The 26,359-nt window shown below is 72.3% G+C and carries 24 protein-coding genes and 1 pseudogene; 15 read left to right on the top strand and 10 right to left on the bottom strand.

The annotated features are described in order from the left end of the window. Positions 1-5 precede the first annotated feature (5 nt). The 12 genes from ABD352_RS07295 (at position 6) to ABD352_RS07240 (ending at position 12,507) form a co-directional block, all read left to right on the top strand. Positions 6-893: an SDR family NAD(P)-dependent oxidoreductase gene (locus tag ABD352_RS07295; RefSeq protein ID WP_344611446.1), complete on the top strand. Its 888-nt coding sequence runs from the start codon at positions 6-8 to the stop codon at positions 891-893. Positions 894-1,012: 119 nt separating this feature from the next. Next, the gene (locus ABD352_RS07290) at positions 1,013-2,182 is read left to right on the top strand and encodes an acyl-CoA dehydrogenase family protein (RefSeq protein ID WP_344611445.1); all 1,170 of its coding nucleotides are present in this window, start codon (positions 1,013-1,015) and stop codon (positions 2,180-2,182) included. Positions 2,183-2,264: 82 nt separating this feature from the next. Further along, positions 2,265-2,987: an SDR family NAD(P)-dependent oxidoreductase gene (locus ABD352_RS07285; RefSeq protein ID WP_344611444.1), complete on the top strand. Its 723-nt coding sequence runs from the start codon at positions 2,265-2,267 to the stop codon at positions 2,985-2,987. A gap of 14 nt (positions 2,988-3,001) precedes the next feature. Further along, positions 3,002-4,189 (top strand): thiolase family protein, encoded by a 1,188-nt coding sequence (locus tag ABD352_RS07280; protein WP_344611443.1) that lies wholly within the window; start codon positions 3,002-3,004, stop codon positions 4,187-4,189. Further along, positions 4,182-5,159, top strand: a complete 978-nt coding sequence (locus tag ABD352_RS07275) for an amidohydrolase family protein (protein WP_344611442.1) — start codon at positions 4,182-4,184, stop codon at positions 5,157-5,159. The genes ABD352_RS07280 and ABD352_RS07275 overlap by 8 nt, the downstream gene beginning before the upstream one ends. Beyond that, entirely contained in the window at positions 5,156-6,733 is a 1,578-nt protein-coding gene (locus ABD352_RS07270; RefSeq protein ID WP_344611441.1) for a class I adenylate-forming enzyme family protein, read from the top strand. Before ABD352_RS07275 ends, ABD352_RS07270 begins: the two co-directional genes overlap by 4 nt. Continuing rightward, a complete protein-coding gene (locus tag ABD352_RS07265) occupies positions 6,730-7,617 on the top strand; it encodes an LLM class F420-dependent oxidoreductase (protein ID WP_344611440.1) in 888 nt (295 codons plus the stop codon). The genes ABD352_RS07270 and ABD352_RS07265 overlap by 4 nt, the downstream gene beginning before the upstream one ends. Positions 7,618-7,695: 78 nt before the next feature. Continuing rightward, positions 7,696-9,414: a flavin-containing monooxygenase gene (locus ABD352_RS07260; RefSeq protein WP_344611439.1), complete on the top strand. Its 1,719-nt coding sequence runs from the start codon at positions 7,696-7,698 to the stop codon at positions 9,412-9,414. A gap of 35 nt (positions 9,415-9,449) precedes the next feature. After that, positions 9,450-10,130 (top strand): NADPH-dependent F420 reductase, encoded by a 681-nt coding sequence (gene npdG, locus ABD352_RS07255; protein WP_344611438.1) that lies wholly within the window; start codon positions 9,450-9,452, stop codon positions 10,128-10,130. A gap of 131 nt (positions 10,131-10,261) precedes the next feature. Further along, on the top strand, positions 10,262-10,582 hold the full coding sequence (locus ABD352_RS07250) for a hypothetical protein (protein ID WP_344611437.1): 321 nt from the start codon (positions 10,262-10,264) through the stop codon (positions 10,580-10,582). A 120-nt stretch (positions 10,583-10,702) separates the two neighbouring features. Then, positions 10,703-11,989: an ArsB/NhaD family transporter gene (locus tag ABD352_RS07245; protein WP_344611436.1), complete on the top strand. Its 1,287-nt coding sequence runs from the start codon at positions 10,703-10,705 to the stop codon at positions 11,987-11,989. A 20-nt stretch (positions 11,990-12,009) separates the two neighbouring features. Then, positions 12,010-12,507: a cation:proton antiporter regulatory subunit gene (locus tag ABD352_RS07240; RefSeq protein ID WP_344611435.1), complete on the top strand. Its 498-nt coding sequence runs from the start codon at positions 12,010-12,012 to the stop codon at positions 12,505-12,507. A gap of 105 nt (positions 12,508-12,612) precedes the next feature. On the opposite strand, the gene ABD352_RS07235 is transcribed toward ABD352_RS07240, so the two are convergent. Next, positions 12,613-14,514, bottom strand: coding sequence for an amylo-alpha-1,6-glucosidase (locus tag ABD352_RS07235; protein WP_344611434.1), 1,902 nt, complete (start codon positions 14,512-14,514; stop codon positions 12,613-12,615). 107 nt (positions 14,515-14,621) lie between these two features. After that, the gene (locus ABD352_RS07230) at positions 14,622-17,234 is read right to left on the bottom strand and encodes an MGH1-like glycoside hydrolase domain-containing protein (RefSeq protein ID WP_344611433.1); all 2,613 of its coding nucleotides are present in this window, start codon (positions 17,232-17,234) and stop codon (positions 14,622-14,624) included. Positions 17,235-17,355: 121 nt separating this feature from the next. Here ABD352_RS07230 and manD point away from each other — a divergent pair, with 121 nt between their 5' ends. Further along, positions 17,356-18,594 (top strand): D-mannonate dehydratase ManD, encoded by a 1,239-nt coding sequence (gene manD / locus ABD352_RS07225; protein ID WP_344611432.1) that lies wholly within the window; start codon positions 17,356-17,358, stop codon positions 18,592-18,594. 7 nt (positions 18,595-18,601) lie between these two features. On the opposite strand, the gene ABD352_RS07220 is transcribed toward manD, so the two are convergent. Genes ABD352_RS07220 through ABD352_RS07210 form a run of 3 tightly spaced genes read right to left on the bottom strand, consistent with a single transcriptional unit; the run spans position 18,602 to position 20,843 of the window. Then, positions 18,602-19,444 carry a hypothetical protein gene (locus ABD352_RS07220; protein ID WP_344611431.1) on the bottom strand — a complete coding sequence of 281 codons (843 nt, stop codon included), beginning with the start codon at positions 19,442-19,444 and terminating at the stop codon, positions 18,602-18,604. Next, positions 19,441-19,800 (bottom strand): PadR family transcriptional regulator, encoded by a 360-nt coding sequence (locus ABD352_RS07215; protein WP_344611430.1) that lies wholly within the window; start codon positions 19,798-19,800, stop codon positions 19,441-19,443. Before ABD352_RS07215 ends, ABD352_RS07220 begins: the two co-directional genes overlap by 4 nt. 44 nt (positions 19,801-19,844) lie before the next feature. Beyond that, the gene (locus tag ABD352_RS07210) at positions 19,845-20,843 is read right to left on the bottom strand and encodes a LacI family DNA-binding transcriptional regulator (protein ID WP_344611429.1); all 999 of its coding nucleotides are present in this window, start codon (positions 20,841-20,843) and stop codon (positions 19,845-19,847) included. Between the two features lie 93 nt (positions 20,844-20,936). On the opposite strand from ABD352_RS07210, the gene uxaC reads away from it, so the two are divergent. Next, positions 20,937-22,346 carry a glucuronate isomerase gene (gene uxaC, locus ABD352_RS07205; protein WP_344611428.1) on the top strand — a complete coding sequence of 470 codons (1,410 nt, stop codon included), beginning with the start codon at positions 20,937-20,939 and terminating at the stop codon, positions 22,344-22,346. A gap of 10 nt (positions 22,347-22,356) precedes the next feature. Here the strand turns inward: uxaC and ABD352_RS07200 are convergent, their stop codons facing one another. From ABD352_RS07200 to ABD352_RS07180, 5 genes are read right to left on the bottom strand one after another with little or no spacing between them, the layout of a single operon-like run. Next, positions 22,357-23,268, bottom strand: coding sequence for an ornithine cyclodeaminase family protein (locus ABD352_RS07200; protein ID WP_344611427.1), 912 nt, complete (start codon positions 23,266-23,268; stop codon positions 22,357-22,359). Further along, entirely contained in the window at positions 23,265-24,254 is a 990-nt protein-coding gene (locus tag ABD352_RS07195; protein WP_344611426.1) for a proline racemase family protein, read from the bottom strand. The genes ABD352_RS07200 and ABD352_RS07195 overlap by 4 nt, the downstream gene beginning before the upstream one ends. Beyond that, entirely contained in the window at positions 24,251-24,904 is a 654-nt protein-coding gene (locus ABD352_RS07190; RefSeq protein WP_344611425.1) for a class I SAM-dependent methyltransferase, read from the bottom strand. Before ABD352_RS07190 ends, ABD352_RS07195 begins: the two co-directional genes overlap by 4 nt. Before the next feature lie 30 nt (positions 24,905-24,934). Continuing rightward, the gene (locus ABD352_RS07185) at positions 24,935-25,321 is read right to left on the bottom strand and encodes a nuclear transport factor 2 family protein (RefSeq protein ID WP_344611424.1); all 387 of its coding nucleotides are present in this window, start codon (positions 25,319-25,321) and stop codon (positions 24,935-24,937) included. Between the two features lie 32 nt (positions 25,322-25,353). Then, the gene (locus tag ABD352_RS07180) at positions 25,354-25,761 is read right to left on the bottom strand and encodes an SRPBCC family protein (protein ID WP_344611423.1); all 408 of its coding nucleotides are present in this window, start codon (positions 25,759-25,761) and stop codon (positions 25,354-25,356) included. 133 nt (positions 25,762-25,894) lie between these two features. On the opposite strand from ABD352_RS07180, the pseudogene ABD352_RS07175 reads away from it, so the two are divergent. After that, positions 25,895-26,359, top strand: a pseudogene (locus ABD352_RS07175) (AraC family transcriptional regulator); the annotation flags it as partial.

Raw genomic sequence — 26,359 nt, 5'->3', positions numbered from 1 at the left:
GTTCCATGAGCGAGATCAGGCTCGACGGGCGGGTCGCGATCGTGACCGGTGCCGGGCGTGGCCTCGGGCGAGAACACGCGCTGCTGCTCGCCGCGCGCGGCGCCCAGGTGGTGGTCAACGATGTCGGTGGCGCAAACGCCGCCGAGGCCTCGCCCGCCCAGCAGGTCGTCGATCAGATCCGGGAGGCCGGTGGCGCGGCGGTTGCCGACGACACCGACGTCAGCGTCGCCGAGGGCGCCGCTCGGATTGTCGAGCTCGCCACCTCGACGTACGGCCGGCTCGACATCCTGGTCAACAACGCGGGAATCCTCCGCGACCGGTCCTTCGCCAAGATGTCGGCGGAGGAGTTCGAGGCCGTCATGCGGGTGCACGTAGGCGGGACCTTCTGGATGTCCAAGGCCGCCTGGCCGGTGATGGCCGAGCAGGGGTACGGGCGGATCATCAACACCACGTCTGCCGCGGGCCTGTTCGGCAATTTCGGTCAGGCCAACTACGCCGGCGCGAAGGCCGGGATCATCGGCGTCACCAAGACCCTCGCGATCGAAGGTGCCCGCAGCGGCATCCGGGTGAACGCGATCGAGCCCGGTGCCCGCACCCGGATGACCGAGAACCTGCTCGGGGACCTGGCCGACAGCCTCGACCCGTCGCTGGTCGCGCCGCTGGTGCTGTGGCTGAGCGCGCAGGAGTGCGAGTCGACCGGTGAGGTCTACAACGTCGGCGGCGGGCGCGTCGCCCGCGTCGTGGTGGCCCAGACTCCGGGACTGTTTGCGCGCGACCTCACCGCGGAGCAGGTGCGCGACGCCTGGACGCAGATCAACGACGGGTCCACGGCGACGGTGATCACCGACTTCAGGCAGGAGCTGGGGATCCTCACCGACCTGTTGGGTCGCTGAGGCCGTCGAGGGCGTGGCAGCAGGCCTCAGGAAAAGCAAGCGATTGCTTAACAGTCAGGATGCAACAGAGCGAGCGAGCGTGTCCCGCGAGTGGGCCGCGGGTGTGTTGAGGAGGAGCTGTGCCCGAGCTACGAGACCCTGACCACGAGCTGATCGCACGTGCGATCAGGGAGCGGCTGGCGGAGTTCGACGACGACTACTGGCTGGCCTGCGACCGTGAGCATCGGTTCCCCTGGAGCTTCTTCTCGGCCATGGCGAAGGACGGCTGGGTGGGCATCGCGGTGCCCGAGCAGTACGGCGGCGGTGGCCGGGGTGTGACCGAGGCGGCGATCCTGCTGCGCGAGGTGGCCGCCTCGGGTGCCGCGATGAACGGCTGCACCGCGCTGCACATGAACGTGTTCGGTCTTCAGCCGGTGATCAAGTACGGCAACGAGCGGCTCAAGGAGACCTTCCTGCCGAAGGCCGCTGCCGGCGAACTCCACGTCGCCTTCGCCGTCACCGAGCCCGACGCCGGGACCGACACCTCGCAGATCAAGACCCGGGCGGTGCGCGACGGGGAGAACTGGCGCATCAGTGGCCAGAAGATCTGGACCAGTAAGGCGCTGGAGTCCTCGGTGGCGCTGATGCTGGCGCGGACCTCCCCTGCACCCGAGGATCCGCAGCGGCGTTTCGAGGGCCTGAGCCTGTTCCTCATCGACCTCGACCCGGACCACGTGAAGATTCGTCCCATCCCGAAGGCCGGGCGCAACGCCGTGGCCAGCTGCGAGACCTTCTACGACGACCTGCCGGTCGAGGGCTGGCGACTGGTCGGCGAGGAAGGCAAGGGGTTCAAGCACATCCTTGCCGGCCTGAACCCCGAGCGCGTGCTCATCGCCGCGGAAGCCGTCGGGATCGGCCAGGCCGCCGTGCGTCGCGCCACCGAGTACGCCAAGGTCCGGCGGGTCTTCGACCGGCCGATCGGCAGCAATCAGGCGCTGAGCCACCCGCTGGCGGACGCCTATGCGCGGCTGGAGGCGGCGTGGGAGATGACGCTGGTCGCCGCGGCCAAGTACGACGCCGGACTCCCCTGCGGGGCAGAGGCCAACATCGCGAAGTACCTCGCCGCCGACGCCGGCTACCAGGCGGCGGACCGGGCGATCCAGACCCACGGGGGCCTGGGGTATGCGCAGGAGTACCACGTGGAGCGCTACTGGCGAGAGGCGCGGATCATGCGTCTGGCGCCGGTGAGCCAGGAGATGTCGCTGAACTTCATCGCCCAGCAGGTGCTGGGCCTACCCCGGAGCTACTGAGATGCGCCGCTATGAAGGTCAGGTAGCCTACGTGCTGGGTGGCGGGAGCGACGGCCCGGCGCGTCCCGGTGAGGAACTGCCCATGGGCAACGGCCGGGCGATCGCGCTCCGGCTCGCGGCCGAGGGGGCGCGCGTCGTGGTCGGGGACAAGGACCTCGACCGGGCGCGCCTGACCGTGCAGCACCTGGCGACCCCGGGCTTGGCGGTCCGGGTCGATGCCGCGGACCCGGCCGACTGCGCGGCAGCCGTGGCGCGAGCGGTCGAGTTCGGCGACGGCCGCCTTGACGTCGTCGTGTGCAACGTCGGCATATCGGGACGCGAGCCGGTCAAGGTGCAGAGCCTGGAGGACTGGGACCTCGCCACCGACGTGAACGTCCGTTCGCACTGGCTCACCGCCCAGGCGGCGCTCGGCGGCATGCTGGACCGGCGGCGGGGCGTGTTCGTCTTCGTCGGCTCCACGGCCGGTGTGCTCAGCAGTCGCCGGTCGCTGTCGTACGAGGCCACGAAAGCCGCCCAGCTCGGGGTGATGCGACACGTGGCGGTCCGGTACGCAGACCGCGGCATCCGCGCGAACGCGGTGGTGCTCGGGAATATCGACTCCGCCCTGGTCCGGCGGGAGTTCGGCGATGCCGGGACGGCGCGAGGGAGCGTCGTGCCGATGCGGCGGGAAGGGCGGCCCGAGGAGGTGGCGGGAGCGGTCGCGTTCCTCGCCAGCGAGGACGCCGGTTACGTGACCGGCCAGAGCTTGTTGGTCGACGGCGGGGTGAGCGCGGCCTGGCCGGTCCCGCCCACGCCGCCGGCCTAGGTGGAGGAGGAATGATGAACGGATCCGTGGTGGTCAGCGGCGTCGGGATGAGCCCCTTCGGCAAGTTCCTCGACCGCTCGATGAAGGACCTGGCCCGCGTCGCGGTCGACGCCGCGCTCGCCGACGCGGGGATCGGCGTCGACGAGGTCCAGGCGATGTTCTTCTCCAACGCGCTGGCCGGTCTTATCACCGGGCAGGAGTGCATCCGGGGTGAGGTGGTCGGCTATCCGCTCGGTCTCGCGGGCATTCCGATCCACAACGTCGAGAACGCCTGCGCATCGGGCGGCAACGCCCTCCACCTGGCGTGGATGGCGGTCGCCTCGGGGATGTACGACACGGTGCTCGCGCTGGGCGTGGAGAAGGCCAACCACGAGGACCGCCAGCGCATGTTCAGCGCGTATGCCGCCGGCGCCGACGTGGAGGAGGCGTTCAGGACCGGCGAGGGTGCCGGGACCGACCGCAGCCCCTTCGTCGACCGGCAGGCCGCGCTCGCCGCGGCGCTCTTCGAGGAGCGCGGCGTGACCCTGGAGGGCCTCGCCCGGGTCGCGTCCCGCTCCCTGGAGAGCGCCCGGCTCAACCCATATGCCCACCGCCGGTTCGGTGCGACCCCGCAGGAGGTCCTCGCGGCCCGGACCGTGGTCGCGCCGCTCACGGTGCTGATGAGCTCGCCGGTGAGCGACGGTGCCGCCGCGGTCGTGGTGACGAGCCGGCCGGAGGTGGTGGCCTCGGACCGGTCGGTCCGGATCCTCGCCTCCCAGCTGCGCACCCGGCCGCCCAAGGACCGGCCCGATGCGCCCAACGCCGTCGCGTCGTCGTCGCGGGCGGCCTTCGAACAGGCCGGCCTCGGGCCTGAGGACATGGACTTCGCCGAGGTGCACGACGCCTCGGTCGCCTACGAGCTGATGGCCTGGACCGACGTGGGACTGTGCGCGCACGGTGAGGAGCAGCGCTGGATCGACGAAGGCGTGACCGAGGCCGGGGGACGGATGCCGGTCAACCGCTCCGGCGGGCTGGTGGGACGAGGGCATGCGCTCGGTGCCAGCGGCCTGGCGCAGGTCCACGACGTGGTGGGGCAACTGCGCGGGGAGGCGGGGCCGCTGCAGCTGCCCGGGGCGGCCCGGCGCGCGGTCGTCCAGATCGGCGGCGGCGTCGTCGACTGGCTGACCGCCGCCTCCACCGTGCACGTGCTGGGACGTGACTGACGTGGTGGCCCCCGTCATCGACGCGCACATGCACGTCTGGGACGCGTCCTGGCTGCCGGAGGGGCTGCGCCGGGCCTGGGCCCGCCAGGGCGCGGGACGTTCTCTTCCCGAGCGCGACCCCGAGGACATCCTCGGTCGCGTCGCCGTCGGGCAGAGCGACCCGGACGCCACGCTCACGATGGCCGCCTTCGAACGGGCCGGGGTGGCGGCCGGACTGGTGCCGGTTGTCGACTGGACGATCGTCGGTGCGCCCGCCGGGACGCACCTGCCGATCGCGGCGCTCAACGCGCGTTACGAGCAGCTGTCCCAGGCTCATGAGGGCCGGCTGTACTTCTGCGCCGGCCTGGACCCCCGTCACCCGGATGCCCGGGAGCTGTTCTCGGCGGCGCTTGCGCACGAGCACTGCAAAGGCTTCAAGCTCTACCCGGCGGCGGGATGGGACCTCCTGGACCCCGCGCACGCGTGGCTGTTCACCGAGCTGCAGGAGCGCCGGGTCCCGGTGGTGATGCACTCCAGCCCGCTCGGCGGTGACCCGTTGCAGGTCGCGCGCTGCCGCCCCTCGCGGATCGCGGCGCTGCTCGCCGGCTACCCCCGGCTGCGCCTGGTCTTCGCCCACGCCGGGCTGGAGGCGTGGTGGGCCGAGGCGCTGGACTGCGCGACGGGCTGGCAGCACGCCTACCTCGAGCTGTCGCTGTGGCAGCGCTGCGCGGCGGAGGACTATGTGGAGTTCCGTCGCCGGGTACGCCGGATGCGCTCGCAGCTGGGTGCCCACCGGCTCATCTTCGGCTCGGACATCATCCGTGGCCCGCGCGAGGACCCGGACGGAGCGCGCCTCGAGCAGTGGATCGGCATGGTGCGTGACCTGGCCGCGCCGTACGCCGGGGACCAGGCCGTCCTCAGCACCGAGGAGCTCGAACTCTTCCTGGGAAGCAACGCCGTTCGTCTTTACGACCTGAAGGAGTACGCATGACCGAAGACACGCTTGGCGAGGTCTTCCGCAGGGCGGGCAGGCGGTTCGCCGACAACGTCGCGGTCACCTCGATGGGGGAGCAGCGCACCTTCGCCGAGGTGATCGAGAACGGCTGGCGGCTCGCCCACGCCCTTCGGGACCGTGGCCTCCAACCCGGCGCCTCGGTCGCCGCGATGCTGGGAAACCGCGTCGAGTCCATGGAGGTCTACGTCGGTCTCGCCCTGGGGGGCTACACCGCGGTCCACGTCAACGACCGGCTGACGGCCACCGAGGTCGACTACATCCTCGAGGACTCCGGGGCGGCGGCCCTCGTGCACACCGACGGGGTGAGCTCGGTCGCGGCAGAGCTGAGCAGGACCGAGGGGATGGCCGCCTGGCTCGCCATCGACGACCAGCCGCCGGCCGGGGCGACCGCGTTCGCGGACGCGCTCGCCGCGGCCAGCACCGCCCCGCTGCCGATCGACCGCACGCTCGACGACATCGCGTTGGTGGGCTACACCAGCGGCACGACCGGCTTTCCCAAGGGAGTCCTGGTCAGCCACCGTGCGGTGGTCAACTGCATCAAGCTCGTTCCGGCCGCCTACCGGCTCCCCCTGCAGGGGCACGCCGCCTTCCCGGGCGGGTGGTCGTTCGTCTCCGGTCTGTGGGGCGTGATCTTCCCGCACTTCTACACCGGCGGCACCGTCGCCTTCATCCCCGGCGTCGACCCGCAGGAGTGGGGCCGCCACATGGTCGAGCACAAGGCGACCTTCACGCTGGGGCTCACCCCCCTGATCCCGGGTCTCCTCGCCGCGCTCGACGCCCACCCGGAGGCGCTGTCGACCCTGCAGACGGTGCTGCATTCCGGCGGCCCGCTGCCCCCCGAGCTCGCCCGTCGCCTGGTTGACGTGATCGAGGACCGGCTGGTCGAGACCTGGGGCATGACCGAGGTGGTCGGTCCCATCACGATCACCAACCGCAGCGACTGGACGGGGCACTCGACGGCACGCGAGATCTTCGCTTCCGTCGGGCGGCCGCTGCCGACGGCGTCGGTCCGGGTGGCCGACCCGGAAGGACGCACCGTCGCGGACGGTGAGGTCGGCGAGTTGGTCATCGAGGCCGACACGATGTTCTCCGGCTATCACAACCAGCCGGAGAAGACCGCGGCCGCCCTCCGCGACGGCGAGTACTTCACCGGCGACCTCGGGTACCGCGACGAGGCCGGCTACTTCTACCTGACCGGCCGGGCCCAGGACCTGATCATCAGCGGCGGCGCAAACGTCTACCCCGCTGAGGTCGAGCGGGTGCTGCTGATGATGCGGGACGACATCGCCGACGCGGCCGTCTTCGGGCTCGCCGACGAGAAGTGGGGCGAGGCCGTCTCCGCCGCGATCGTCCGGGTGCCCGGCTCGGCGGTGACCGAGGAGGACGTCCGGCAGTTCGCGCGCGCACAGCTGGCGGGCTACAAGAAGCCGGTCCACATCTTCTTCGCCGACGCACTCCCGCGCAACGCGAGCATGAAGGTCATGAAGCACGTCCTGAAGGAGCAGTACACCCCCGAGGCGAAGCCCGGAACGGAAGGAGCGCCGGCATGAGGAAGCTGGGCATCAGCGAGTTGTTCCCCGGAATCGGCCCGCGTTCGGGAAGTTGGTCGAACGACGCTGCTCGGCTCATCGAGGAGCTGGGGTACAACTCGGTCTGGCTGCCGGAGCACGTCGTCTTCTTCCCGACGTACCGGTCGCAGTACCCCTATGAGCAGGGCGGCGCCACGGAAGTGCACCGCACGCTGGGCGTGCACGACCCGCTGGTGCTGGCCGCGTCGATCGCGGCGAGCACCAGCAGGCTCCGCATCGGGACGTACGTCTTCGTGGTTCCCCAGCGCAACCCGATCGTCACGGCGCGGCAGGTCGCGAGCGTGGACCAGCTCAGCGGCGGGCGATTCGAGTTCGGCGTGGGTGTCGGGTGGTCCGAGGAGGAGTACGCGGCGCTCGACGTCCCCTTCGAGCGTCGTGGTGCCAGGATGAACGACTACCTCGCGGCGATGCGCGAGCTGTGGTCGCCGGGGGAGATCAGCGAGTACCGCGGCGAGTTCGTCGAGTTCGAGCCGCTCTACTGCTTCCCGAAGCCGGCGCAGGAGCGGCTGCCGATCATCGTCGGTGGCAACTCGGACTCCACGCTGCGGCGCATCGTCAAGTACGGCGACGGGTGGGCGGGGTACAGCCGGACCCACGAGGACATCCGGATCTTCGTCGAGCGACTCGGCGAAGCGATGGAAACGGCCGGGCGCGACATCTCCGAGCTCTCCCTCAAGGTGGGCCGCCGCAGCAAGGGTGCCACGGAGAAGGACTGGGAGGACGACCGCGTGTACATCGACGAGGCCTTCCGCCTAGGCATCGACGAGGTTGTGGTATCCCCCCGCATCGGCGACGAGCACTACGAGCGGGACATGCGGCGCTACGCCGAGATCGTCGGACTCTGACGCCGACCTTCTCGCCACCTGGCGCGGTGCAGTACACTACAAAAAGTATAGCAAGCGCTTGATTTATTGGAGTTGGGAATGACAACGAAGGTGGACAGGGTGGGCGACGCCTCCGATGTCGACTACCTGATCATCGGCGCGGGGGTGTGTGGGCTGTATCAGCTCCACCAGCTGCTGGAGATCGGCGCCGACGTCCGTGTCGTCGACGCCAACGCCGGCCTCGGGGGCACCTGGTACAAGAACCGCTATCCCGGGTGCCGCTTCGACTCGGAGTCCTACACGTACCAGTACTCCTTCTCCGAGGAGCTGCTGCGCGAGTGGGACTGGAAAGAGCGGTTCGCGGCCCAACCCGAGACGCTGTCGTACCTGGAGTACGTCGCCGACAAGTTCGACCTGCGACGGCACATCACCTTCAACGCGAAGGTGGTGCGCGCCGAGTGGTCCGAGGCCGACTGGCGGTGGGCGGTCACGTTCGAGGACGGGATGCGGATCCGCGCGAGGTTCGTGCTTTACGCGACGGGGCTGCTCTCCGTCCCGACGTATCCGCGAATGGCGGGCCGCGGCTCGTTCCGGGGGCTGGAGACCCACACGTTCGACTGGCCGGAGGACTACGACGTCACCGGCAAGCGAGTCGCCGTCATCGGGACCGGTGCCAGCGGCGTCCAGGTCATCACCGACGTCGCCGACAAGGTTGAGAAACTCTACGTGCTGCAGCGGGACGCCAACTGGTGCGCTCCCCTCGGCAATGCGCCGATCAGCCCTGAGGAAATGGCGGACCTGAGAGCCAAGTACGACGAGATCTTCGCCTGGTGCAGGGAGACCCCCGCCGGCTTCATCCACCGTCCTGACCGGACGCTGTCGACGGACGTGAGCAGGGAGGAGCGCCTGCGTCACTGGGAGGAGCTCTACAACGGACAGGGCGCGGGGCTCTACATGGGCAACTATCGCGACTGCATCATGGAGCCCGGCCCGAACCGCGAGCTGTCGGAGTTCGTCGCCGGCAAGATCCGTCAGCGAGTCGCGGACCCGAAGGTGGCCGACTTGCTCACTCCCAAGGACCACGGCTTCGGGACCAAGCGGGTCGCGGGTGAGTCGGGGTTCTACGAGGTCTTCAACCGGCCGAATGTCGAGCTCGTCGACCTGATGGCCCATCCGATCCAGGGGGTGACCGAGGCCGGGATCCGGCTGGACATGGGTGCTGGCGAAATCCGCGACCTCGAGTTGGACGTGATCGTCTACGCGACCGGCTTCGACGCGGTGACGGGGCCGTTCGACCGGATCGACATCACCGGCACCGACGGCGTCCGGCTGAAGGAACGCTGGAAGGACGGGCCGGAGACCTGCATCGGTGTCCAGGTCTCCGGTTTCCCGAACATGTTCGTCCTCGTCGGGCCCCAGTCGGGTTCGGCCACGGCCAACTTCCCCCGCGGCATCGAGGACGTGGTGAACTGGATGACCGAAACCGCACGTCACATCCGGGAGCACCGGATCGGACGCTTCGAAGGACGCCGCGACGCTGAGCTGGGCTGGCTCGAGCACGTGCGTGAGGTGAACTCCAAACTCCTGCTGTCGCAGACCCAGTCGTGGTTCAACGGTCACAACATCAACCTGGACCGCGACGAGCGCCCACGCGTGATGGTCTATCTCGGCGGGGCGCCTCGCTACCGCCGCCGCCTGCAGGAAGAGGTGGAAGGCGGATACCCGAGCTTCCGGCTGGCGGTCGACCCCGAGATCGCCGAACCGATACAGGTGGGCACGGTCCGAGCAGACGACGAACCGGCTCGTGCCGTTCAGTGAACCGACGACAGACTGACCCACAGGAGCAGGGCAGCATGACAGATCTCCCGCCCGAGTCGCTTGTCGGCAAGACCATCGCCGTCCTGGGTGGTACCGGCCCGCAAGGCCGTGGCCTGGCCCGGCGATTCGCGGCCGCCGGGCTGGCGGTCGTCATCGGGAGCCGCGACCCGCAGCGGGCCGCCGGCACCGCCACCGAGCTGGCCATGGCGACCGGCGGCTCCGTGTCCGGCACCGACAACGCCGCCGCGGCCGCTGCCGGGGACATCGTGGTCGTCGCCGTGCCATGGGAGGGGCACGCGGACCTGCTGCAAGGGCTGGCGACCAGCCTGGCCGGCAAGGTCGTGGTCGACTGCGTCAACCCGCTCGGCTTCGACAAGCAGGGTGCCTACGCGCTTGCGATCGAGGAGGGATCGGCGGCCCAGCAGGCGCAGGCCCTGCTGCCGGAGAGCGTCGTGGTCGGCGCGTTCCACAACGTCAGCGCGGTCAAGCTGGACGACCCCGAGACCGCCTCGGTCGACACCGACGTTCTGGTGGTGGCAGATGTGCGGGAGGCGGGCGACCTGGTGCGCGATCTCGCCGGCTGTATCCCCGGGGTGCGAGGTGTGTACGGGGGCCGCCTGCGAAACGCGCACCAGATCGAGGCACTCACCGCCAATCTCATCAGTGTGAACCGCCGGTACAAGGCGCACGCAGGGATCCGCATCACCGACATATGACCAGGCTCGCGTCCGCCGTGATCCTGTGGAACCCGCTCGCCCGACCGTCCGTCCATTGTGGACTCGCTGTGCGGCGACCGCGGGTGACCTGGTAGCCTTTACGGCTCATCGAGCGGCGGGAGGTGGTGGCGATGCGCCCGCAGACCGCGTTGCGCGCCGTCGCCGCCGTGCTCGCGCTCGTCGTCTGCGCGCTGCTGCTCGGCCTGTCCCAGGCGGAGCACCAGACGCCGGGGGACGCGTTCCAGGTCACCCGGGTCGCGCACGTTACCACGGTCCACGGCGCCGACCACGTCGCGCACCGCGACGCGACCGCGCCCTGCGCCACGGGCGCCGAGGCCGCGCCGGGCACCGGCCCGTCCGGCCCCGTCGGCGCCGCCGGCCGGGCCGGCGACACCCCGCGCACGGCGTGGTTCGGCGAACCGGCCGGCTGCCGCGGGCCACCAGTCTCCTGAGCAGTAGAAGGTCACCGCTCTTCGCTTCTCAGGAGGTACTTCCGTCATGTCACGCTGCACGCTGCCCAGAAACCTGCCCCAGGCGTCCGCCGCCGCTCAGCACGCGCCGCCAGGGTCGCCGTGAGCGCCATCGCGGCGATCGTGATCTTCACGATCGCGTTCGTCCTCATCGCCACCGAAAAGGTCCATCGCGTCGCCGTCGCGCTCACCGCGGCCGGCCTTATGGCGCTGCTCGGCCTCGTGCCCGGCCAGGACGTGTTCTTCTCCGAGCACGCCGGCATCGACTGGAACGTGATCTTCCTGCTGCTCGGCATGATGATCATCGTTGGGGTCGTCAAGCAGACCGGCTTGTTCGAGTTTCTCGCGATCTGGGCCGCGAAACGGTCCCGGGGCCGGCCGTACCGGCTGCTGGTGATGCTCATGGCCATCACCGCGGTCGCATCCCCGTTCCTGGACAACGTCACCACCATCATGCTCGTCGCCCCGGTCACCGTGCTGGTGTGCCGCCGGCTCGGCATTCCGGCACCGCCGTACCTGATCGCCGAGGCGCTGGCGTCCAACATCGGTGGGGCGGCGACGCTCATCGGCGATCCGCCGAACATCATCATCGGCAGCCGGGCCGGGCTGACGTTCAACGACTTCGTCGTCCACATGGCGCCGATCGTCGCGGTGCTCTTCGTGCTCTTCGTCCTGCTGTCGTGGGTGATGTTCCGCCGGCGGTTCGAGTACCACCCGGAGCGCGTCGCCGAGATCATGGCCCTCGACGAGCGGGCCGCCATCACCGACCGGCGGCTGCTCGTGCGCTGCCTGGCGGTGCTCGGCCTCGTCGTCGCCGGCTTCGCCCTCCACGCGGTCATCCACGTCGATCCGGCCATCGTCGCGCTGCTCGGCGCCGGCCTCATGGTTCTCGTGTCCCGGGTGGAGACGGCGAAGTACCTCGAGGAGGTCGAGTGGTCGACGCTGGTGTTCTTCATGGGCCTGTTCGTCATGGTCGGCGGCCTGGTGGAGACCGGCGTCATCCACCGCCTCGGCACGTGGGCCACCGGTCAGGTCGGTGACAACTACTTCGCCGCCGCGACCGGGCTGCTGTTCGGCTCGGCCGTGCTCGGCGCGTTCTTCGACAACATCCCGTACGTCGCCACGATGGCTCCGATCGTCGAGGACATCGTGGCGACCACCCCGGACCCGGAGACGGGCCGCTCACTGTGGTGGGCCTTCGCGCTCGGCGCCGATTTCGGCGGCAACGGTACGGCGGTAGCGGCCAGCGCGAACGTCGTGGTGCTCGGCATCGCGGCCCGTGCCGGTGAGCCCATCAGCTTCTGGCAGTTCACCCGGTACGGCATCGTCACCACGCTGATGACCACCGTCATCGCGTGGGGCTACGTCTGGCTGCGGTACTTTTCATGACGGCCGTCGAAGGAGGCGCCATGTCCACCACCCGCACCGCGCTGCCCGGCATCGGCACGCTGCACATGCTGCAGCTGCACGACGGCCGCCGCATCGGTGTCATCGGGCACCGCGACGGCCGCCGTGAGCTGGTCGTCTACGATGCGGCCGACCCGGACGCCGGCCGCATCGGGGCCGTGCTCACCCCGGAGGAGGCGAGCACGCTCACCGAGGTACTCCAGGCCGCCGGCCCTCCCGTGCACTGCGCCCGCCTCGAGCACGTCGCCGCGGGCCTCGCCGTCGTGCAACTGCTCGTCGGCGACGGCTCGCCCTGGCTGCACCGGCCCGTCGCCACCGGCGAGGGGGTGCTCGCCGCGGTCGTCCGCGACGACCGCGTCGTGCCGGCCGAGGCGTCGCCACGGTGCCGGGTCGGCGACGTCGTAGTCCTCGTCGGCCACCATGACGCGGTGCTCGACGCGCTCGACGCGCTCCTGTGGGAGCGTCCGGCAGACGGTCAGCCGTCGCGAGACGACATGTGACCATCGGGCGTGCCTCGAGCGGGCCGCCGGCCCGCTCGAGGCACGGCGACGGCACCAGGGTGAGCGCCGGGTCGGTGAACGGATGTCGGGAGGCCGCGACGAGGGTCAGCGGGAGCCGAGGACCTGCCGCGCCCGGAGCAGTTCGGCGACGGACCAGGCCTGGAACGGGCAGCCGGTGCCGGCGTGCGGGGCGTCGCCGTCGGCGGTCTCCGACACCGAGCCGAGGCCCCACTCCGCGAGGTGCAGCTCGAGGCCGTCGAGCAGGCCGGCGGTGTCGGCGCCGACGTTGACGGCCGCGTCGGTGAACGGGCCGATCAGCCACGGCCAGACGGTGCCCTGGTGGTAGGCGTGGTCCCGTTCGGCCGGGCCGCCGCGGTGCCGGCCGATGTAGCCGGGATCGCCGGGGGCGAGGGAGCGCAGGCCGACCGACGTGAGCAGCGCCGCGCGGCAGGTCTCGACGATCCCGGGGTCGCGCAGCGGTCCGTGCGGCAGTGACGCGGCCAGGAGCTGGTTCGGCCGTACGGCGGGATCATCGCCGCCCGGGCCGTCCACCACGTCGTAGAGGCCACGCCCGTCGGGGCGGGCGAACCGGCGCCGGAACGAGGCGGTGGCCCGCTCCGCGGCGGCGGCCCAGTCGTTGCGCTTGCCGATGCGGTTGCACAGCTCGGCGGTCACGGACAGGCCCTCGATCCACAGGGCGTTGATCTCGACGGCCTTGCCCTGCCGTTCGGTGACCGGCTGGCCGCCGATGCGCGCGTCCATCCAGGTGAGCGCGAAGCCGGGCTTGCCCTGGGTGAGCAGGCCGTCGGCGGGGTCGGCGGCGATGCCGTAGCGGGCGCCGTCGCGGTGGCGGTACAGGATCTCCTGCATGCCCTCGCCCAGCTCGGCGACGAGGTCCAGGTCGGTGGTGGCGTGCACGTACCGCCCGATGGCGTGCAGGAACCACAGCGCGGCGTCGGCGGTGTTGTACTCCAGGGTGCCGGTGTCGGCGGTGTTGGCCAGCATGCCCTCGGAGATGGTCGCGCCGGCCCGCCGCAGCACCTCGCGGGCCTCGGCGAAGCGGTGCGTCGACAGCAGCAGCCCCTCGAACGACGTCATGAGGTCGCGGGACCATTCGCCGAACCACGGGTAGCCGGCCACGGCCGACGGCCCGGTCGGCGTGTCGACGACGAACCGGTCGGCCGCGATCGCCAGCTCCCGGCCGATGTCGTCGGTCGCGCCGGCCTGGGCGGCGAGCTCCGCGGCCCGCACGCGCGCCTCGGCGACGAGGTCGGTGGCGGCGGGCAGCACGCCGTCGAACGGGGCTGCGGCGGCGGTGATTTCCGCGGTACCGCCGGGAGCAAGCTCCACCGTGAAGCACCCGGCGGCGAAGAGGTCCTCGACCGGGTTGAGGCCCCGGGCGGCCTCTTCGCGGGCGTAGGCGCCGCGGTACCAGGCGCCGCCGGGCACCCAGCCCGGGCCGGCGACCCGGTAGGCGCCCTCGAACTCGAACCCGTCGGCGACCGGGACCACGCCGGGCGTGCCGGACGCGGTCCGCTCGCCGTGGGCGTCGCGCCAGGTGCACAGCGGGGTGAGGTCGAGCGTCACCGGGCCGGGGGCGCGCAGCAGGCGGAAGACGATCCCGACGGCGGGCCGGCCGTGGGCCATGGCGACCTCCCGCTGCAGGACGACGTCGCCGAGGTCCCAGCGCCAGCGGGGCACGCCGTCGACGAGTGCGAACTCGGCCAGGTGCACGTGCCCGGCCGGGTCGACGCCGCCGCCGGCCCACTCGTCGGTGGCCAGGCGCACGACCCGGTCGCCGATGCGGACGACGGGGTCGACGGCGGCCAGGCCGAGCATGCGGGAGCTGCCGCCGGGGGACGCCACGACGAGCAGGCCGTGGTACCGGCGGGTGCGCAGGCCGGCGACCGTGCCCATCGCGTACCCGCCGAGCCCGTCGGTGACGAGCCATTCGCGGGCCGCGGCCTGGTCGAGGTCGCCGCACACCTGACGGCCGAATGCGATCATCTCACTGCTCCTGCTGGGTCGAGGGCGAGCGCTGGTCGAGGGCGGGCGCTGGTCAAAGGCGGGCGCTGGTCGAAGGCGGGCGCGGGTGGAAGGTGAGCGAATGCGGGTCAGGCTCGGTGCTTCGTGGGCCGGGCCACCAGCTCGGCGAGCAGGCCGGTCCAGCCGGTCTGGTGCATCGCACCGAGCCCGGCCCCGTTGTCGCCGTGGAAGTACTCGAAGAACAGCAGGTTGTCCCGCCAGTGCGGGTCGTGCTGCAGCCGGTCCACCCAGCCGTAGGCCGGGCGCCGCCCGTCCTCCCCGCGCCGGTACAGCGACAACAGCCGCTGCCGCAGGTCCTCCGCGATCTCCCCGGCGCTGCGGTGCTCGCCCGAACCGGTCGGGTACTCGATCTTCACCGACTCCCCGAGGTTGGCGTCGTAGTCCTCCAGGGTGCGCAGCACGAGGTAGTTCAGCGGCATCCACAGTGGACCGCGCCAGTTCGAGTTGCCGCCGAACATCCCGGTGCTCGACTCGGCCGGCTCGTAGGAGACGGAGGCGGTCCAGCCGGGCAGCTGCACGCTGAACGGGTTGCCGGCGTGCCAGCGGGACAGGGCCCGCAGGCCGTACGGCGACAGGAAGCTCTCCTCGTCGAACAGGTGCGGCAGGACGCGCCGCACCCGGCCCCGCCCGGCCACCCCGACGGCGACGAACCGCTCGCCGCCGGCCGGGATCACCTGCTCCTCGGGGATGTCGGCGAAGCTCTTGCTGAACCGGCGTACCCGCTGGAAGTCCTCCTCGCGCATGGTCTTGGTCGCGAAGAGCGGGATGACGCCGACCATCGAGCGCACCCGCAGCGGCGTGCTGGACCCGTCGGGGCCGCGCAGCATGTCGTAGAAGAAGCCGTCGGTCTCGTCCCACAGGTCGTTGCTCTGCATCGCCTCGGTGATGAGCGCGAAGTGCTCGAGGAACTTCACCACGAGGTCGTCCAGGGCTGGGTTGTGCGCGGCCAGCTCCCGGGCCATCTCCAGCAGGTTGAGGCAGTAGAACGCCATCCACGCCGTGGCGTCGGACTGCTCCAGGAGGTAGCCGGGCGGCAGGTGGGAGCGGTCGATCGGGCCGATGTTGTCCAGGCCGAGGAAGCCGCCCTCGAACAGGTTGTTGCCCTCGGCGTCCTCGCGGTTGACCCACCACGTGAAGTTCAGCACCAGCTTGGAGAAGACGCGGGTGAGGAAGGCGAGGTCGCGCCGCCCGTCGATGTCGTAGACCTGCAGCGCGGCCCACGCCTGCACGGGCGGGTTGAGGTCGTCGAAGGCCCACTCGTACGCCGGGATGGCCCCGTTGGGGTGCTGGAACCATTCGCGGCAGAGCAGGATCAGCTGGTACTTCGCGAACGCCGGGTCGAGGTGGGCCAGCGCGACGGCGTGGAAGGCGGAGTCCCAGGCGGCGAACCAGGGGTACTCCCACGGGTCGGGCATCGACATGATGTCGCAGGCGTCGAGGTGGCGCCAGCCGGCGTTGCGCCCGGCGCGGCGGCCGGGCGGAGGGGGCGGCTGGCCCGGGTCGCCGGCCAGCCAGCGGTCGACGTCGTAGTGGTAGAACTGCTTGCCCCAGATCATGCCGGCGAAGCCCTGCCGCATGATGCGGGCGTCCTCGTCGCTGGTGCCCTCGGGGGCGAGGTCGGCGTAGAAGGTGTCGGCCTCGGCCTCCCGCTGGCGGAGCGTCCGGTCGAAGCCGGGGCCGAACGCCTTCGGGTCGGCCTCGGGCGCGAGGCGCAGCGACACGTGCACCGTCTCGCCGGGCTGGACGGTGAGCCGGTACCAGAACGCGGCCTTGGTGCCCTCCATGGCCGGGTTGACGGTCGCGGCGCCGTGCACGACGTGGTCGTTGATGCCGTCCTTGGGGTAGGCGACGGCGGACTGGGAGCCGTAGAGCCGGCCGGCGTTGGTGTCGTTGTCGCAGTACAGCTGCGGCGGCATCGTCCCGTCGGGCCCCGGCGCGGCCTGCAGGACCAGCGGGCCGAGGCTCTCGTGCTCGACGCCGATCGTGTCCGGCCCGGTCGTGGCGAGGCGGGGCCGGGCGCCGTCGCCGCCCCAGGCCCACGTGTTGCGGAACCAGATCGTCGGCAGGAGGTGCATGGTCGACGCCTCCGGCCCGGCGTTGGTGACCCGGATGCGGACCATGACGTCGGTCGGGTCCGCCTTGGCGTAGTCGGCCTCGACGATCCAGTACCGGTCGTCGTCGAAGGCGCCGGTGTCGAGCAGCTCGTACTCGGGCTCGTCCCGGGAGCGGCGGGCGTTGCCGGCGACGAGGTCGGCGTACGGGAACTCGCGCTGCGGGTAGTGGTAGCGCCAGCGCATCCAGGCGTGGCTGGGCAGGGCGTCGAGGTACCACCAGTACTCCTTGGCGTCCTCGCCGTGGTTGCCCTCGTTGCCGGTGAGGCCGAAGATGCGCTCCTTGAGGATCGGGTCCTCGCCGTTCCACATGGTCAGGGCGAAGCAGGCCCGCTGCTCGGCGTCGCTGATGCCGCCGAGGCCGTCCTCGTTCCAGCGGTACGCGCGGGACCGCGCGTGGTCGTGGGGGAATGCCTCCCAGGCGGTGCCGCCCTCGCTGTAGTCCTCGCGGACGGTGCCCCAGGCCCGCTCGGAGAGGTAAGGGCCCCACAGGTACCAGGGGCTCGACGCGCAGAGGCCGTCCTCGGGGCGCCCGAACGACGCGACCCGTTCCCGCTCGGGATTCTTCATGCGCCCATGATTCGCGGGGCGGGTGTGCCGCGGCGTCACCTCACCCGCGTGAATGGCCGGGCGGCTGCCGCGGTGTTGGCAACCGGTTGACACGCCGGGGCGGAGGCGGTCAGATGGCGGCATGATTATCGACCGGGCCGAAGTCGTCGTCACCAGTCCGGACCGCAACTTCGTCACGCTCAAGCTCACGACCGACGACGGGCTCACCGGGCTCGGCGACGCCACCCTCAACGGGCGGGAGCTGTCGGTGGTGAGCTACCTGCGCGACCACGTGGTCCCGCTGTTGCTCGGCCGCGACGCCGCGCGGATCGAGGACACCTGGCAGTTCCTGTACCGCAGCGCCTACTGGCGGCGGGGCCCGGTCACCATGGCCGCGATCGCCGCCGTCGACGTGGCCCTGTGGGACATCAAGGCGAAGGCGGCCGGGATGCCGCTGTACCAGCTGCTCGGCGGGGCCTGCCGCAGCGGGCTGCTCGCCTACGGCCACGCCTCCGGCAAGGAGCTGCCGGAGCTGTTCGACAGCGTCCGGGAGCACCAGGAGCAGGGGTTCCGGGCCATCCGCATCCAGTCCGGGGTGCCGGGGCTCGTCAACATCTACGGCATCGCCTCCAATGCCCGGTTCGAGGCCAACGCCGGGGTCCGCTACGACCACGAGCCCGCCCAGCGTGGCGCCCTGCCGGCCGAGGAGGACTGGGACTCCCGCGCCTACCTGCGGCACCTGCCGACCGTGTTCGAGGCGGTCCGCAACGAGTTCGGGCCGGAGCTGCCGCTGCTGCACGACGCCCACCACCGGCTCACCCCGATCCAGGCGGCCCGGCTCGGCCGGTCCCTGGAACCGTACGACCTGTTCTGGCTCGAGGACTGCACCCCCGCGGAGAACCAGGAGGCGCTGCGGCTGGTCCGCCGGCACACCGTCACCCCGCTCGCGATCGGGGAGGTGTTCAACACGGTGTGGGACTACCAGCAGATCATCCGCGAGCAGCTCATCGACTACGTGCGGTCCGCGGTCACGCACACCGGCGGGATCACGCATCTGCGGCGGGTCCTCGACTTCGCCGCGCAGTACCAGATCAAGTCCGGGATGCACGGCCCGACCGACATCTCGCCGGTCGGCATGGCCGCCGCCCTGCACCTGGGGCTGGCCATCCACAACTTCGGCATCCAGGAGTACATGCCGCACGGCGCGAAGACCAACGCCGTGTTCCGTCAGACGTTCACCTGGGACAACGGGCTGCTGCACCCCGGCGAGCAGCCCGGCATCGGGGTGGACCTGGACCTCGACGAGGCCGGCAAGTACCCGTACGCGCAGGCGTACCTGCCGTTCAACCGGCTCGCCGACGGCACCGTCCACGACTGGTGAGCGGCCGCTACAGCCGCGTCAGCTGACGGCTCCTGACATAGCCGGCGAGGAACAGCACGGCGACCATGGAGAGGAGGACGTAGGACACCGGGGCCGGATGCACGACGAACCGCGTGTCCGAGCCCGGGGTGTCGTCGTACAGCCGGAAGCCGGCGGTGTTGTCCAACGCGATGGCCACCAGCAGCCAGGCGCCCGCGATCGGAATCCGCGGGTCGAGCGCCACCCCGACCAGGCACACGAACACGAAGCCCGCGATGACCGCCACGCCCACCGGCAGGGCCACCAGATCCGGCATGTGCTGCACCGCCACCGTCACCGGTGCCACCAGCAGCCACTCCGCCGAGCGCGCCCGGCGCGCCGAGCGGAACCGGACGGCCAGCACGGCAAGGGCTACCACGGCCGTGCCGAGCGACCACGGCAGCCATCGATCCAGCGTGAACACGGTCAGGCACGCGGCCGTCAGTGCCAGCGCGACGATCCACCGGGCCCGCAGCGTCGCGACGATTCCGGCCAGCGCGAGGAGCACCGCGATGCCCGTCCGGACCGACCACCCCGCGCCCCGGAAGAGATCGCCGACGGGCCCGGCGACCGCGAGCCCGAGCAGCAGTAGCGCGCCCATCTGCAGGCCCTCGGACCACACCGCGCCGGGCGTGCGGCACCGGGCGGCGCCGAGCCGCGCGCGCAACCCCTGCGCCACGATGCTCGCTGCCTCGCGCCCGCTCGGCCAGCGCTGCTCCGGCGACGCGTCGTCGAGCACGGTGCCGAGCAGTTCGTCGCCGCGCCGTTCGCGGTACTCGGACGGGTAGGCCAGCAGCAGGAGCCGGTACCGCCGGGTGAGGGGGTCGCTCATACGGGCCGCACCACGGTCGTGTCGAGCACGCGCCGGCGCAGCGCCTGGTTGGTCACGATCTTCGCGGCGGCCGCGAGCCGGGCGGCCTCCGCCTGCACGGTGTCCGCGCCCTCCGGGGTCAGCGCGAAGTAGCGGCGCGCCCGGCCGTTGACGATCTCCTCGCTGACCACCTCGACCAGCCCGGCCTCGGCCAGCCGGTCGAGCACCGCGTAGAGCGAGCCGGCCGCGAGCCGCACCGCCTCGTCGGAGAGCGCCTCGACCCGCTTGATGATGACGTAGCCGTGCAGCGGACCGTCGAGGAGCGAGGCCAGCACGAAGTAGCTCGGCGCACTGAGCGCCGCGCCTCTAATAGTCATGTCGGAAGACTATGAAACAACCTGGCATATAGCAAGGCGACGATTCAGGGCCCGTACCCCGGCGGGGCGGTGGAGCCGCGGGGCACGAACTCGGTGGCAAGCGGCGGCGGGGCGTCCTGCGCGCCGATGAGGCGCCGGACCGCGTCGCCGCCCAGCGCCCCGACCGGGGAGCGGATGGTGGCGATCGGCGGCGAGGTGAAGTCGGAGCCGAAGATGTCGTCGAAGCCGATGATGCTCAGCCGGCCGGGCACCGCCACGCCGGCGTCCCGGCAGGCCCGCAGTAGCCCGATCGCCATCAGGTCGTTGTAGGCCAGCACGGCGCTGGCCCCGCTGGCCAGGACCCGGCGCAGCGCGGCCGCCCCGCCCGCGGTCGTCGGGGCGCCCGGCCCGATCTCCACAATGGACAGGCCGCGGGCCGGCGCCTCGTCGAGGGCGATGTCCCAGCGGGTCCGGCTCATCCACGACGTGGCCGGTCCCGACAGGAACGCCAGCGAGCGGTGCCCCGCCGCGGCCAGATGGTCCAGCGCGGCCCGCAGCCCCGGCGCCACGTCCGGCACCAGGCAGTCGACGCCGCTCACCCGCCGGTTGACCACGACCAGGGGCTTGCGCCCGGCCAGGGCGCGGATCTCGGCGTCGGGCAGGCGGGAGGCGACGAGCACGAACCCGTCGACCGACGGGACCAGGCGCTCGGCGGTGTGCCGCTCCAGCTCCGGCGACTCCTGCGACTCGGCCAGGACCAGGGTGCGCCCGTGCTCGGCGGTGACCCGCTCGGCGCCGCGGATGAGGTCGAACCACACCGGGTTGGTGATGTCGGACAGGATCAGGCCCAGCGTGCCGGTCCGGCCGGTCGGCAGCGCCCGGGCGAGCGGGTTGATGCGGTAGCCGAGCGCCTCGGCGGTGGCCCGGATGCGGGCCTCGGTCTTCGCGTTGGTACGGCCCGGCTTGTGCAGCGCCCGGGACACCGTCGACGGGCTCACCCCGAGCTCGCGGGCGATGTCGTAGATGGTGGTCGGCGACGTGCGCCCGCCGTCCGCATCGGCCACGCGCGCTCCCTATGGTCCGGCAACCGGTTGCCAGACCATAGCAACACCTGGCAACCGATTGCGCCAGGCCTCCGGCCGGTCGAGGCTGCACGGGTGGCGACTCTGCGACTGGACCCCGACCGGCTGTTGCCGCCCGATGCGGCGGTCCGGCCGATCGCGCGCCGCCTGTACGAGGCGGTGCGGGACCGGCCCATCATCTCCCCGCACGGCCACGTCGACCCGGCGATGCTGCGCGACGACGCCCCGTTCACCGATCCGGCCGCGCTGTTCATCCAGCCCGACCACTACGTCACGCGGATCCTGCACGCCCACGGGGTACCGCTGGATCGGCTCGGCGTGGGGGAGGGTCCGCTGCCGGAGCGCCGGGCGCGGGAGGTGTGGCGGACGTTCTGCGCGCACTGGCCGGCCTTCCGCGGTACACCCGTGCAGTATTGGCTGGCGTCCGAGCTGCACGACAGCTTCGGCGTCACCGAGCGGCCCGGCACCGGCGACCCCGACGCCCTCTACGACCACATCGCCCAGCGGCTGGCCGAGGACGCCTACCGGCCGCGGGCCCTGCTGCGCCGCTTCGGCATCCGGTTCCTCGCCACCACCGACGACCCGGCCGACGATCTGGCCGCGCACGCCGCGCTGGCCGCCGACCCGCGGGTGGACGCCCGGATCGTGCCGACGTTCCGGCCGGACCGCTACCTGGAGCCGGCCCGGCCCGGCTGGCCCGACGCGGTCCGGCGCCTCGGCGCGGCCGCCGGCACCGATACGGGCCACTACGCCGGGTACGTGGCCGCGCTGGAGGAGCGGCGGCGGTACTTCGCCGCGCACGGCGCCGTCTCCGCCGACCACGGGCACGCCGACGCCGCCGCCGAGCCCATGACGCCCGCCGAGGCCGCCCGCGTCTACGCCGCCGCGCTGGCCGGGGAGGCGACGGCCGCCGAGGCGACCGCGCTGCGCCGCCACATGGTGCTGGAGATGGCCCGGATGTCGTGCGACGACGGCCTCGTGATGACCGTCCACCCCGGGGTGTACCGCAACCACCACCCCGCCACCCATCGCGCCTTCGGCCCCGACACCGGCCACGACATCCCCGTCGCCGCCGAGTTCACCCGCGCGCTGCGGCCGCTGCTGGAGCGCTACGGCACGCACCCGGGCCTGCACCTGGTCCTGTTCACCGTCGACCCGGCGGTGTACGCGCGCGAGATCGCCCCGCTCGCCGGGTTCTACCCGTCGGTGTACGCCGGGGCGCCGTGGTGGTTCCTGGACAACCCGGCCGCCATCCGCGCGTTCCAGGCCGCGGTCACCGAGATTGCCGGCTTCGGCCGCCTGTCCGGGTTCATCGACGACACCCGGGCGTTCTGCTCCATCCCGGCCCGCCACGACATGGCCCGCCGCCTCGACGCCGGGTTCCTGGCCGGGCTCGTCGCCGAGCACCGCCTCGACGAGGACGAGGCCCTGGACACCATCGAGGGCCTCGTCTCGGATCAGCCGGCGAAAGTGTTCAAGCTGTGAGCACGCCGCCTCACGACCGAGGCGCGCCCGGCCACCCGCGCCCGACCACGGCCTCGGCCACGACGAGGTCCTGCCACGCCATGCCGGAGCCCTTGAAGACCAGGGGCTTCCCGCCGGCGTGGGCCGCGTCGCGCATCGGGATCAGCCGGTCCGCGGTCAGCGCGCCCTCGGCGATCGCCAGGACCACGTCGCCGCACTCGCGCAGGGCCGTGGCCACGTCCTCGACGACGACGGTGGAGCGGCGGAACAGGGCCGCGTCCAGCTCGCGGGCGTCCGGCTCGTGCGAGCCTACCGCGATGACGACCGCCTGGTCGCGCAGCACCGCCGAGTCGAACAGCGGGGTCCGCGCCGTAGTCGCGCACACCACCACGTCCGCGGCGGCGAGGGCCTCGGCCACCTCGGGGGTGCCGGCCCGCAGCACTCGGACGCCCGCGACGCGCGCGGCGGCCGGATCGCGGACCACGACGTCCGCCGTGGACAGTCCGGCGACCGCGGCGAGGGTGGCGACGTGGCCGATGCCCTGCGGGCCGGCGCCGAAGACCACCAGGCGCAGCGGTCCCGGCGGGAGGTGCCCACGGACGGCCGCGACCGACACCGCCGGGGTGCGCAGCGTGGTCAGGGCGGCGCCGTCCAGCAGCGCCGCCGGCCGCAGCGTGGCGCCGTCGAACAGCACGTAGACCGCGTTGATCCGCGGCAGGCCGAGCGCGGCGTTGCCGGGCGCGACCGTGGCCAGCTTGACCCCGGCGTGGGTGCCCGACGCGGCCGGCATGAGCAGCAGCTCGCCCGCGGGCAGCGGGACCGAGGAGCGGGCCACGCCGGCCGCCGGGTCCAGGCCGCCGCGCAGGGCCGCCTCGATCGCCGCGACCGCCTCCGCCGGCGGGAGGAGACGGGCGATGTCGTCCGCGTCGTAGTAGTGGATCATCGCAGTACGAATCCTGGGATCATCGGGTCGTCGTCATCCATGACGAAGACGTGTTCGCCGGTGGGGAACGCGTTGCCGGTGATGACCGGGACCACGGTGCCGGGCGGGGCGTCCGGGGGCGTGGTGGCCACGGCCGTGAACCGGGAGCCGACGATCGAGTCGTGGACCAGCGTGGCGCCCGGCGGCAGCTCGCCGGTCGCGGTCAGGGTCGCCACCCGGGCGGCCGTGCCCGAGCCGCACGGCGAGCGGTCCAGCTCCCCGTCGGCGAAGATGGTCACGTTGCGCTGGTGCAGCGGGCCCAGCGTCTCGTGGAGGATGGTGCCGTAGACGCCGCTGAGCCGTTCGTCGCTCGGGTGACGGGCGACCGGCTCGGCGTCCAGCGCCCACTTCACCTCCCGGCCCAGCGCGATGAGGTCCTGGTGGTGCCCGGGCGTCACGGCCAGCCCGACCGAGGCCGCGTCGACCTGGGCGTAGATGGCCCCGCCGTAGCTGACCGCGGCCCGCACCACGCCCCGGGAGGTCGGCACCTCGACGTCGGTCGCGATGAGGTACGACGGCACGCTCACGAAGTCGACCGCCCGCACCCGGCCGCCCTCGGTGCGCACCCGAGCGGTCACCCGGCCCGACGGCACGTCGATCGGCACGTCCACGGTCCCGTCCGCCGGCGCCGCGACCAGCCCGCTGCGCACCGCCCACGCCCCGAGCGCGATGGTGCCGTGCCCGCACGCGGTGGAGAACCCGTCCTTGTGCCAGAACAGCACCCCGAACCGGGCGCCGTCGTCATCGGGCGGGACGAGGAACCCGCCGTACATGTCGGCGTGCCCGCGCGGCTCGAAGCACAGCAGCCGCCGCAGCCCGTCCACCGCCGCGTCCTCGATCGCGAACATGCGCCGCTCGGCCACGGTCTGCCCGCGGATGTCGACCGGCGGCTCGGCGACGATGCGGAACGGCTCCCCGCCCGTGTGGTAGTCGACCGTGCGAATCATGCGGCCACCCGCTTGCGCAGCAGCAGCTGGACCGCCCGTACCGGGCGCCCGTTCATGGTCCGCGCGTCGAGCTCCCGCTCCCGGACCGTGTCGAACCCCTCGAACAGCGCCCGCAGCCATTCGGCCGTGTGGTGGCGCAGCACGGCGCCGTCGTCGGTCTCGAACACGCCGTACGTGCCGTGCCGGCCGGCGAATCGGTCGTAGCGCTCCCGGTTGCGCTCGTCGTCCTGCAGCGGCAGGTCGCTGACGTAGAGCAGCCCGCCGGGTCGCAGCACCCGGCGCAGCTCGGCCACCAGGCCGCGCTGGGCGTCGTCGCCCGGGACGCAGGTGAGCACGGCGAACAGCAGCGCCGCGGCGAACGAGCCGTCAGGGTGCGCGAGGTGCGGCGGGTCGTCGAGGACCGCGAACCGCAGCCCGGGGTGCTCGTCGCGGGCGCGGCCGACCAGGGCGGGGGAGACGTCGACGCCCTCGACCGCCGTGAGCCCTTGGCCGGTCAGCTCGGCGGTCAGCCGGCCGTACCCGCAGCCGTAGTCGAGGACCGGCGCGTCACGCGGCACCTGGTCCAGCCATCCGATCTCGAGGGGGTACCCGAACGTCTTCGTCGTGCCGGCCGTGTCCCAGTACTCCCGCTGGCTGTCGAGTCGCCCCATCCGGCCATGCTGCCACAGGCCCGCGGGGGTTCAATCGGGCATCCGCTCTGCTAGCGCGGCCCGCGATGCCGGCGGGCCGAACGGGTCCGCGAAGTACTGGGTCTCGTGCGCCACCCGCTCGCCCGCGAACTCCATGATGCTCACCGAGTAGGTGGGCGCGCCGTCGTACGTGATGATGCACTCGCTCACCCACAGGTGGCCGTGGCCGGTGATCCGCAGCACCGTGAAGTGGCGGTGGGCCGGGTGGCCGCCCCGCTGCGCGGCGATCGTCGCGCGGCCGCGGAACCGCTCGCCCGACTGGGGGTAGTCCAGGACCGCGTCCTCGGCGTAGATGGCGTGCTCCGCCTCGACCTCGCCGGCCTCCGACGCCCGCCAGTGCTCCTCGATCGCCGCGCTGATCCGTGCATCGGAGTTCACGGCATCGCTCTTCCCCGGGACGCGGCGCTCAATCAGGGCCGCACCGATCGGGCCTCCAGGGTCTGCCTGATGACGGCGAGGCCCTGGCGCATCAGCTCGGCGGTGCGCGGGGCCGCCGCGTCCGGCAGCAGGTCGGCGATCCAGACGAAGCGGGTCCGGCCGCCGTCGGCGGGCAGCGCCTGGGCGGAGCCGTTGTGGTGGGTGTACGGGTCGTCGACGACCGACCACACCAGTCGCCGGGTGGCCTCGTCGGTGGTGATGTGGCGCTCGCGCAGTACCGAACCCGTTCCGAACGTGACGATGCGGTCCGTCCCGTCGAGCTCCGTGTGCACGACGAACCCGGGGGCGAGGCGCTCGTGCAGGGCGCCCCAGTCGCGCAGCGCCTCCCACACGGCGGCGGGGTCGGCGTCGATGGTCACTTCTTCGTGGATGCTGGCCATGCGCCCCAGCCTGCCGCCCGTCGCGGGCCCGCGGCTTGGACATTCTTGCGGGTCCGCCCGGGCGGATCGCGGCTGGGATGAGCACCTCTCCCGCGCCGCCGCCGCGTCGGCAGAGACCGCCTAGGCTGGGGCCGTGCTCAGCGTCGCGCCGATCGTGCAGGCCGAGGGCGTCACGGTCGCCGTCGTGCGGTGCCGGGGCGACCATGCCGGGTGGTCGGCGCCGGAGGTGCGCCCGGACGGGCTGCACATCGTGCTCACCCGGCGCGGGCGGTTCCAGCGGCGGGCCGGCGGGGCCGCCGCGGACATCGACCCGACCGTCGCCTACGTGACCACCGCCGGCATGGAGGAGCAGTTCGCGCACCCTGCCGGCGGCGACGACTGCACCTGGGTCCACGTGCGGCCCGAGTGGCTGGCGCGGCTGCGGGCCCGGCCCGTGACCGCGGCGCGGTCCACCGTGTACGTCGACGGGCGCCTCGACCTGGCCCACCGGCGGCTGGTCGCGGCCGCCCGCGGCGGGGACGTCGGCTACGCCCTGCCCGAGGGGCTCGCCGAGCTCGTCGACCGGGTCGGCGGCGCGGAGGGCCTGGCGGCCGCGGGC

Origin of the sequence: Dactylosporangium salmoneum, from assembly GCF_039532525.1 — a bacterium.
Taxonomy (GTDB): domain Bacteria; phylum Actinomycetota; class Actinomycetes; order Mycobacteriales; family Micromonosporaceae; genus Dactylosporangium; species Dactylosporangium salmoneum.
Note: the sequence above shows the minus strand (reverse complement) of the source record. Positions and strands in the feature narration are given on the sequence as shown.

Bases quoted from the DNA above. Each gene is read 5' to 3' on its own strand.
- ABD352_RS07295 (WP_344611446.1), top strand. From the start codon at position 6: ATGAGCGAGATCAGGCTCGACGGGCGGGTCGCGATCGTGACCGGTGCC.
- ABD352_RS07285 (WP_344611444.1), top strand. From the start codon at position 2,265: ATGGGCAACGGCCGGGCGATCGCGCTCCGGCTCGCGGCCGAGGGGGCG.
- ABD352_RS07280 (WP_344611443.1), top strand. From the start codon at position 3,002: ATGAACGGATCCGTGGTGGTCAGCGGCGTCGGGATGAGCCCCTTCGGC.
- ABD352_RS07270 (WP_344611441.1), top strand. From the start codon at position 5,156: ATGACCGAAGACACGCTTGGCGAGGTCTTCCGCAGGGCGGGCAGGCGG.
- ABD352_RS07265 (WP_344611440.1), top strand. From the start codon at position 6,730: ATGAGGAAGCTGGGCATCAGCGAGTTGTTCCCCGGAATCGGCCCGCGT.
- ABD352_RS07260 (WP_344611439.1), top strand. From the start codon at position 7,696: ATGACAACGAAGGTGGACAGGGTGGGCGACGCCTCCGATGTCGACTAC.
- npdG (WP_344611438.1), top strand. From the start codon at position 9,450: ATGACAGATCTCCCGCCCGAGTCGCTTGTCGGCAAGACCATCGCCGTC.
- ABD352_RS07250 (WP_344611437.1), top strand. From the start codon at position 10,262: ATGCGCCCGCAGACCGCGTTGCGCGCCGTCGCCGCCGTGCTCGCGCTC.
- ABD352_RS07240 (WP_344611435.1), top strand. From the start codon at position 12,010: ATGTCCACCACCCGCACCGCGCTGCCCGGCATCGGCACGCTGCACATG.
- ABD352_RS07235 (WP_344611434.1), bottom strand. From the start codon at position 14,514: ATGATCGCATTCGGCCGTCAGGTGTGCGGCGACCTCGACCAGGCCGCG.
- ABD352_RS07230 (WP_344611433.1), bottom strand. From the start codon at position 17,234: ATGAAGAATCCCGAGCGGGAACGGGTCGCGTCGTTCGGGCGCCCCGAG.
- manD (WP_344611432.1), top strand. From the start codon at position 17,356: ATGATTATCGACCGGGCCGAAGTCGTCGTCACCAGTCCGGACCGCAAC.
- ABD352_RS07220 (WP_344611431.1), bottom strand. From the start codon at position 19,444: ATGAGCGACCCCCTCACCCGGCGGTACCGGCTCCTGCTGCTGGCCTAC.
- ABD352_RS07215 (WP_344611430.1), bottom strand. From the start codon at position 19,800: ATGACTATTAGAGGCGCGGCGCTCAGTGCGCCGAGCTACTTCGTGCTG.
- ABD352_RS07200 (WP_344611427.1), bottom strand. From the start codon at position 23,268: ATGATCCACTACTACGACGCGGACGACATCGCCCGTCTCCTCCCGCCG.
- ABD352_RS07195 (WP_344611426.1), bottom strand. From the start codon at position 24,254: ATGATTCGCACGGTCGACTACCACACGGGCGGGGAGCCGTTCCGCATC.
- ABD352_RS07190 (WP_344611425.1), bottom strand. From the start codon at position 24,904: ATGGGGCGACTCGACAGCCAGCGGGAGTACTGGGACACGGCCGGCACG.
- ABD352_RS07180 (WP_344611423.1), bottom strand. From the start codon at position 25,761: ATGGCCAGCATCCACGAAGAAGTGACCATCGACGCCGACCCCGCCGCC.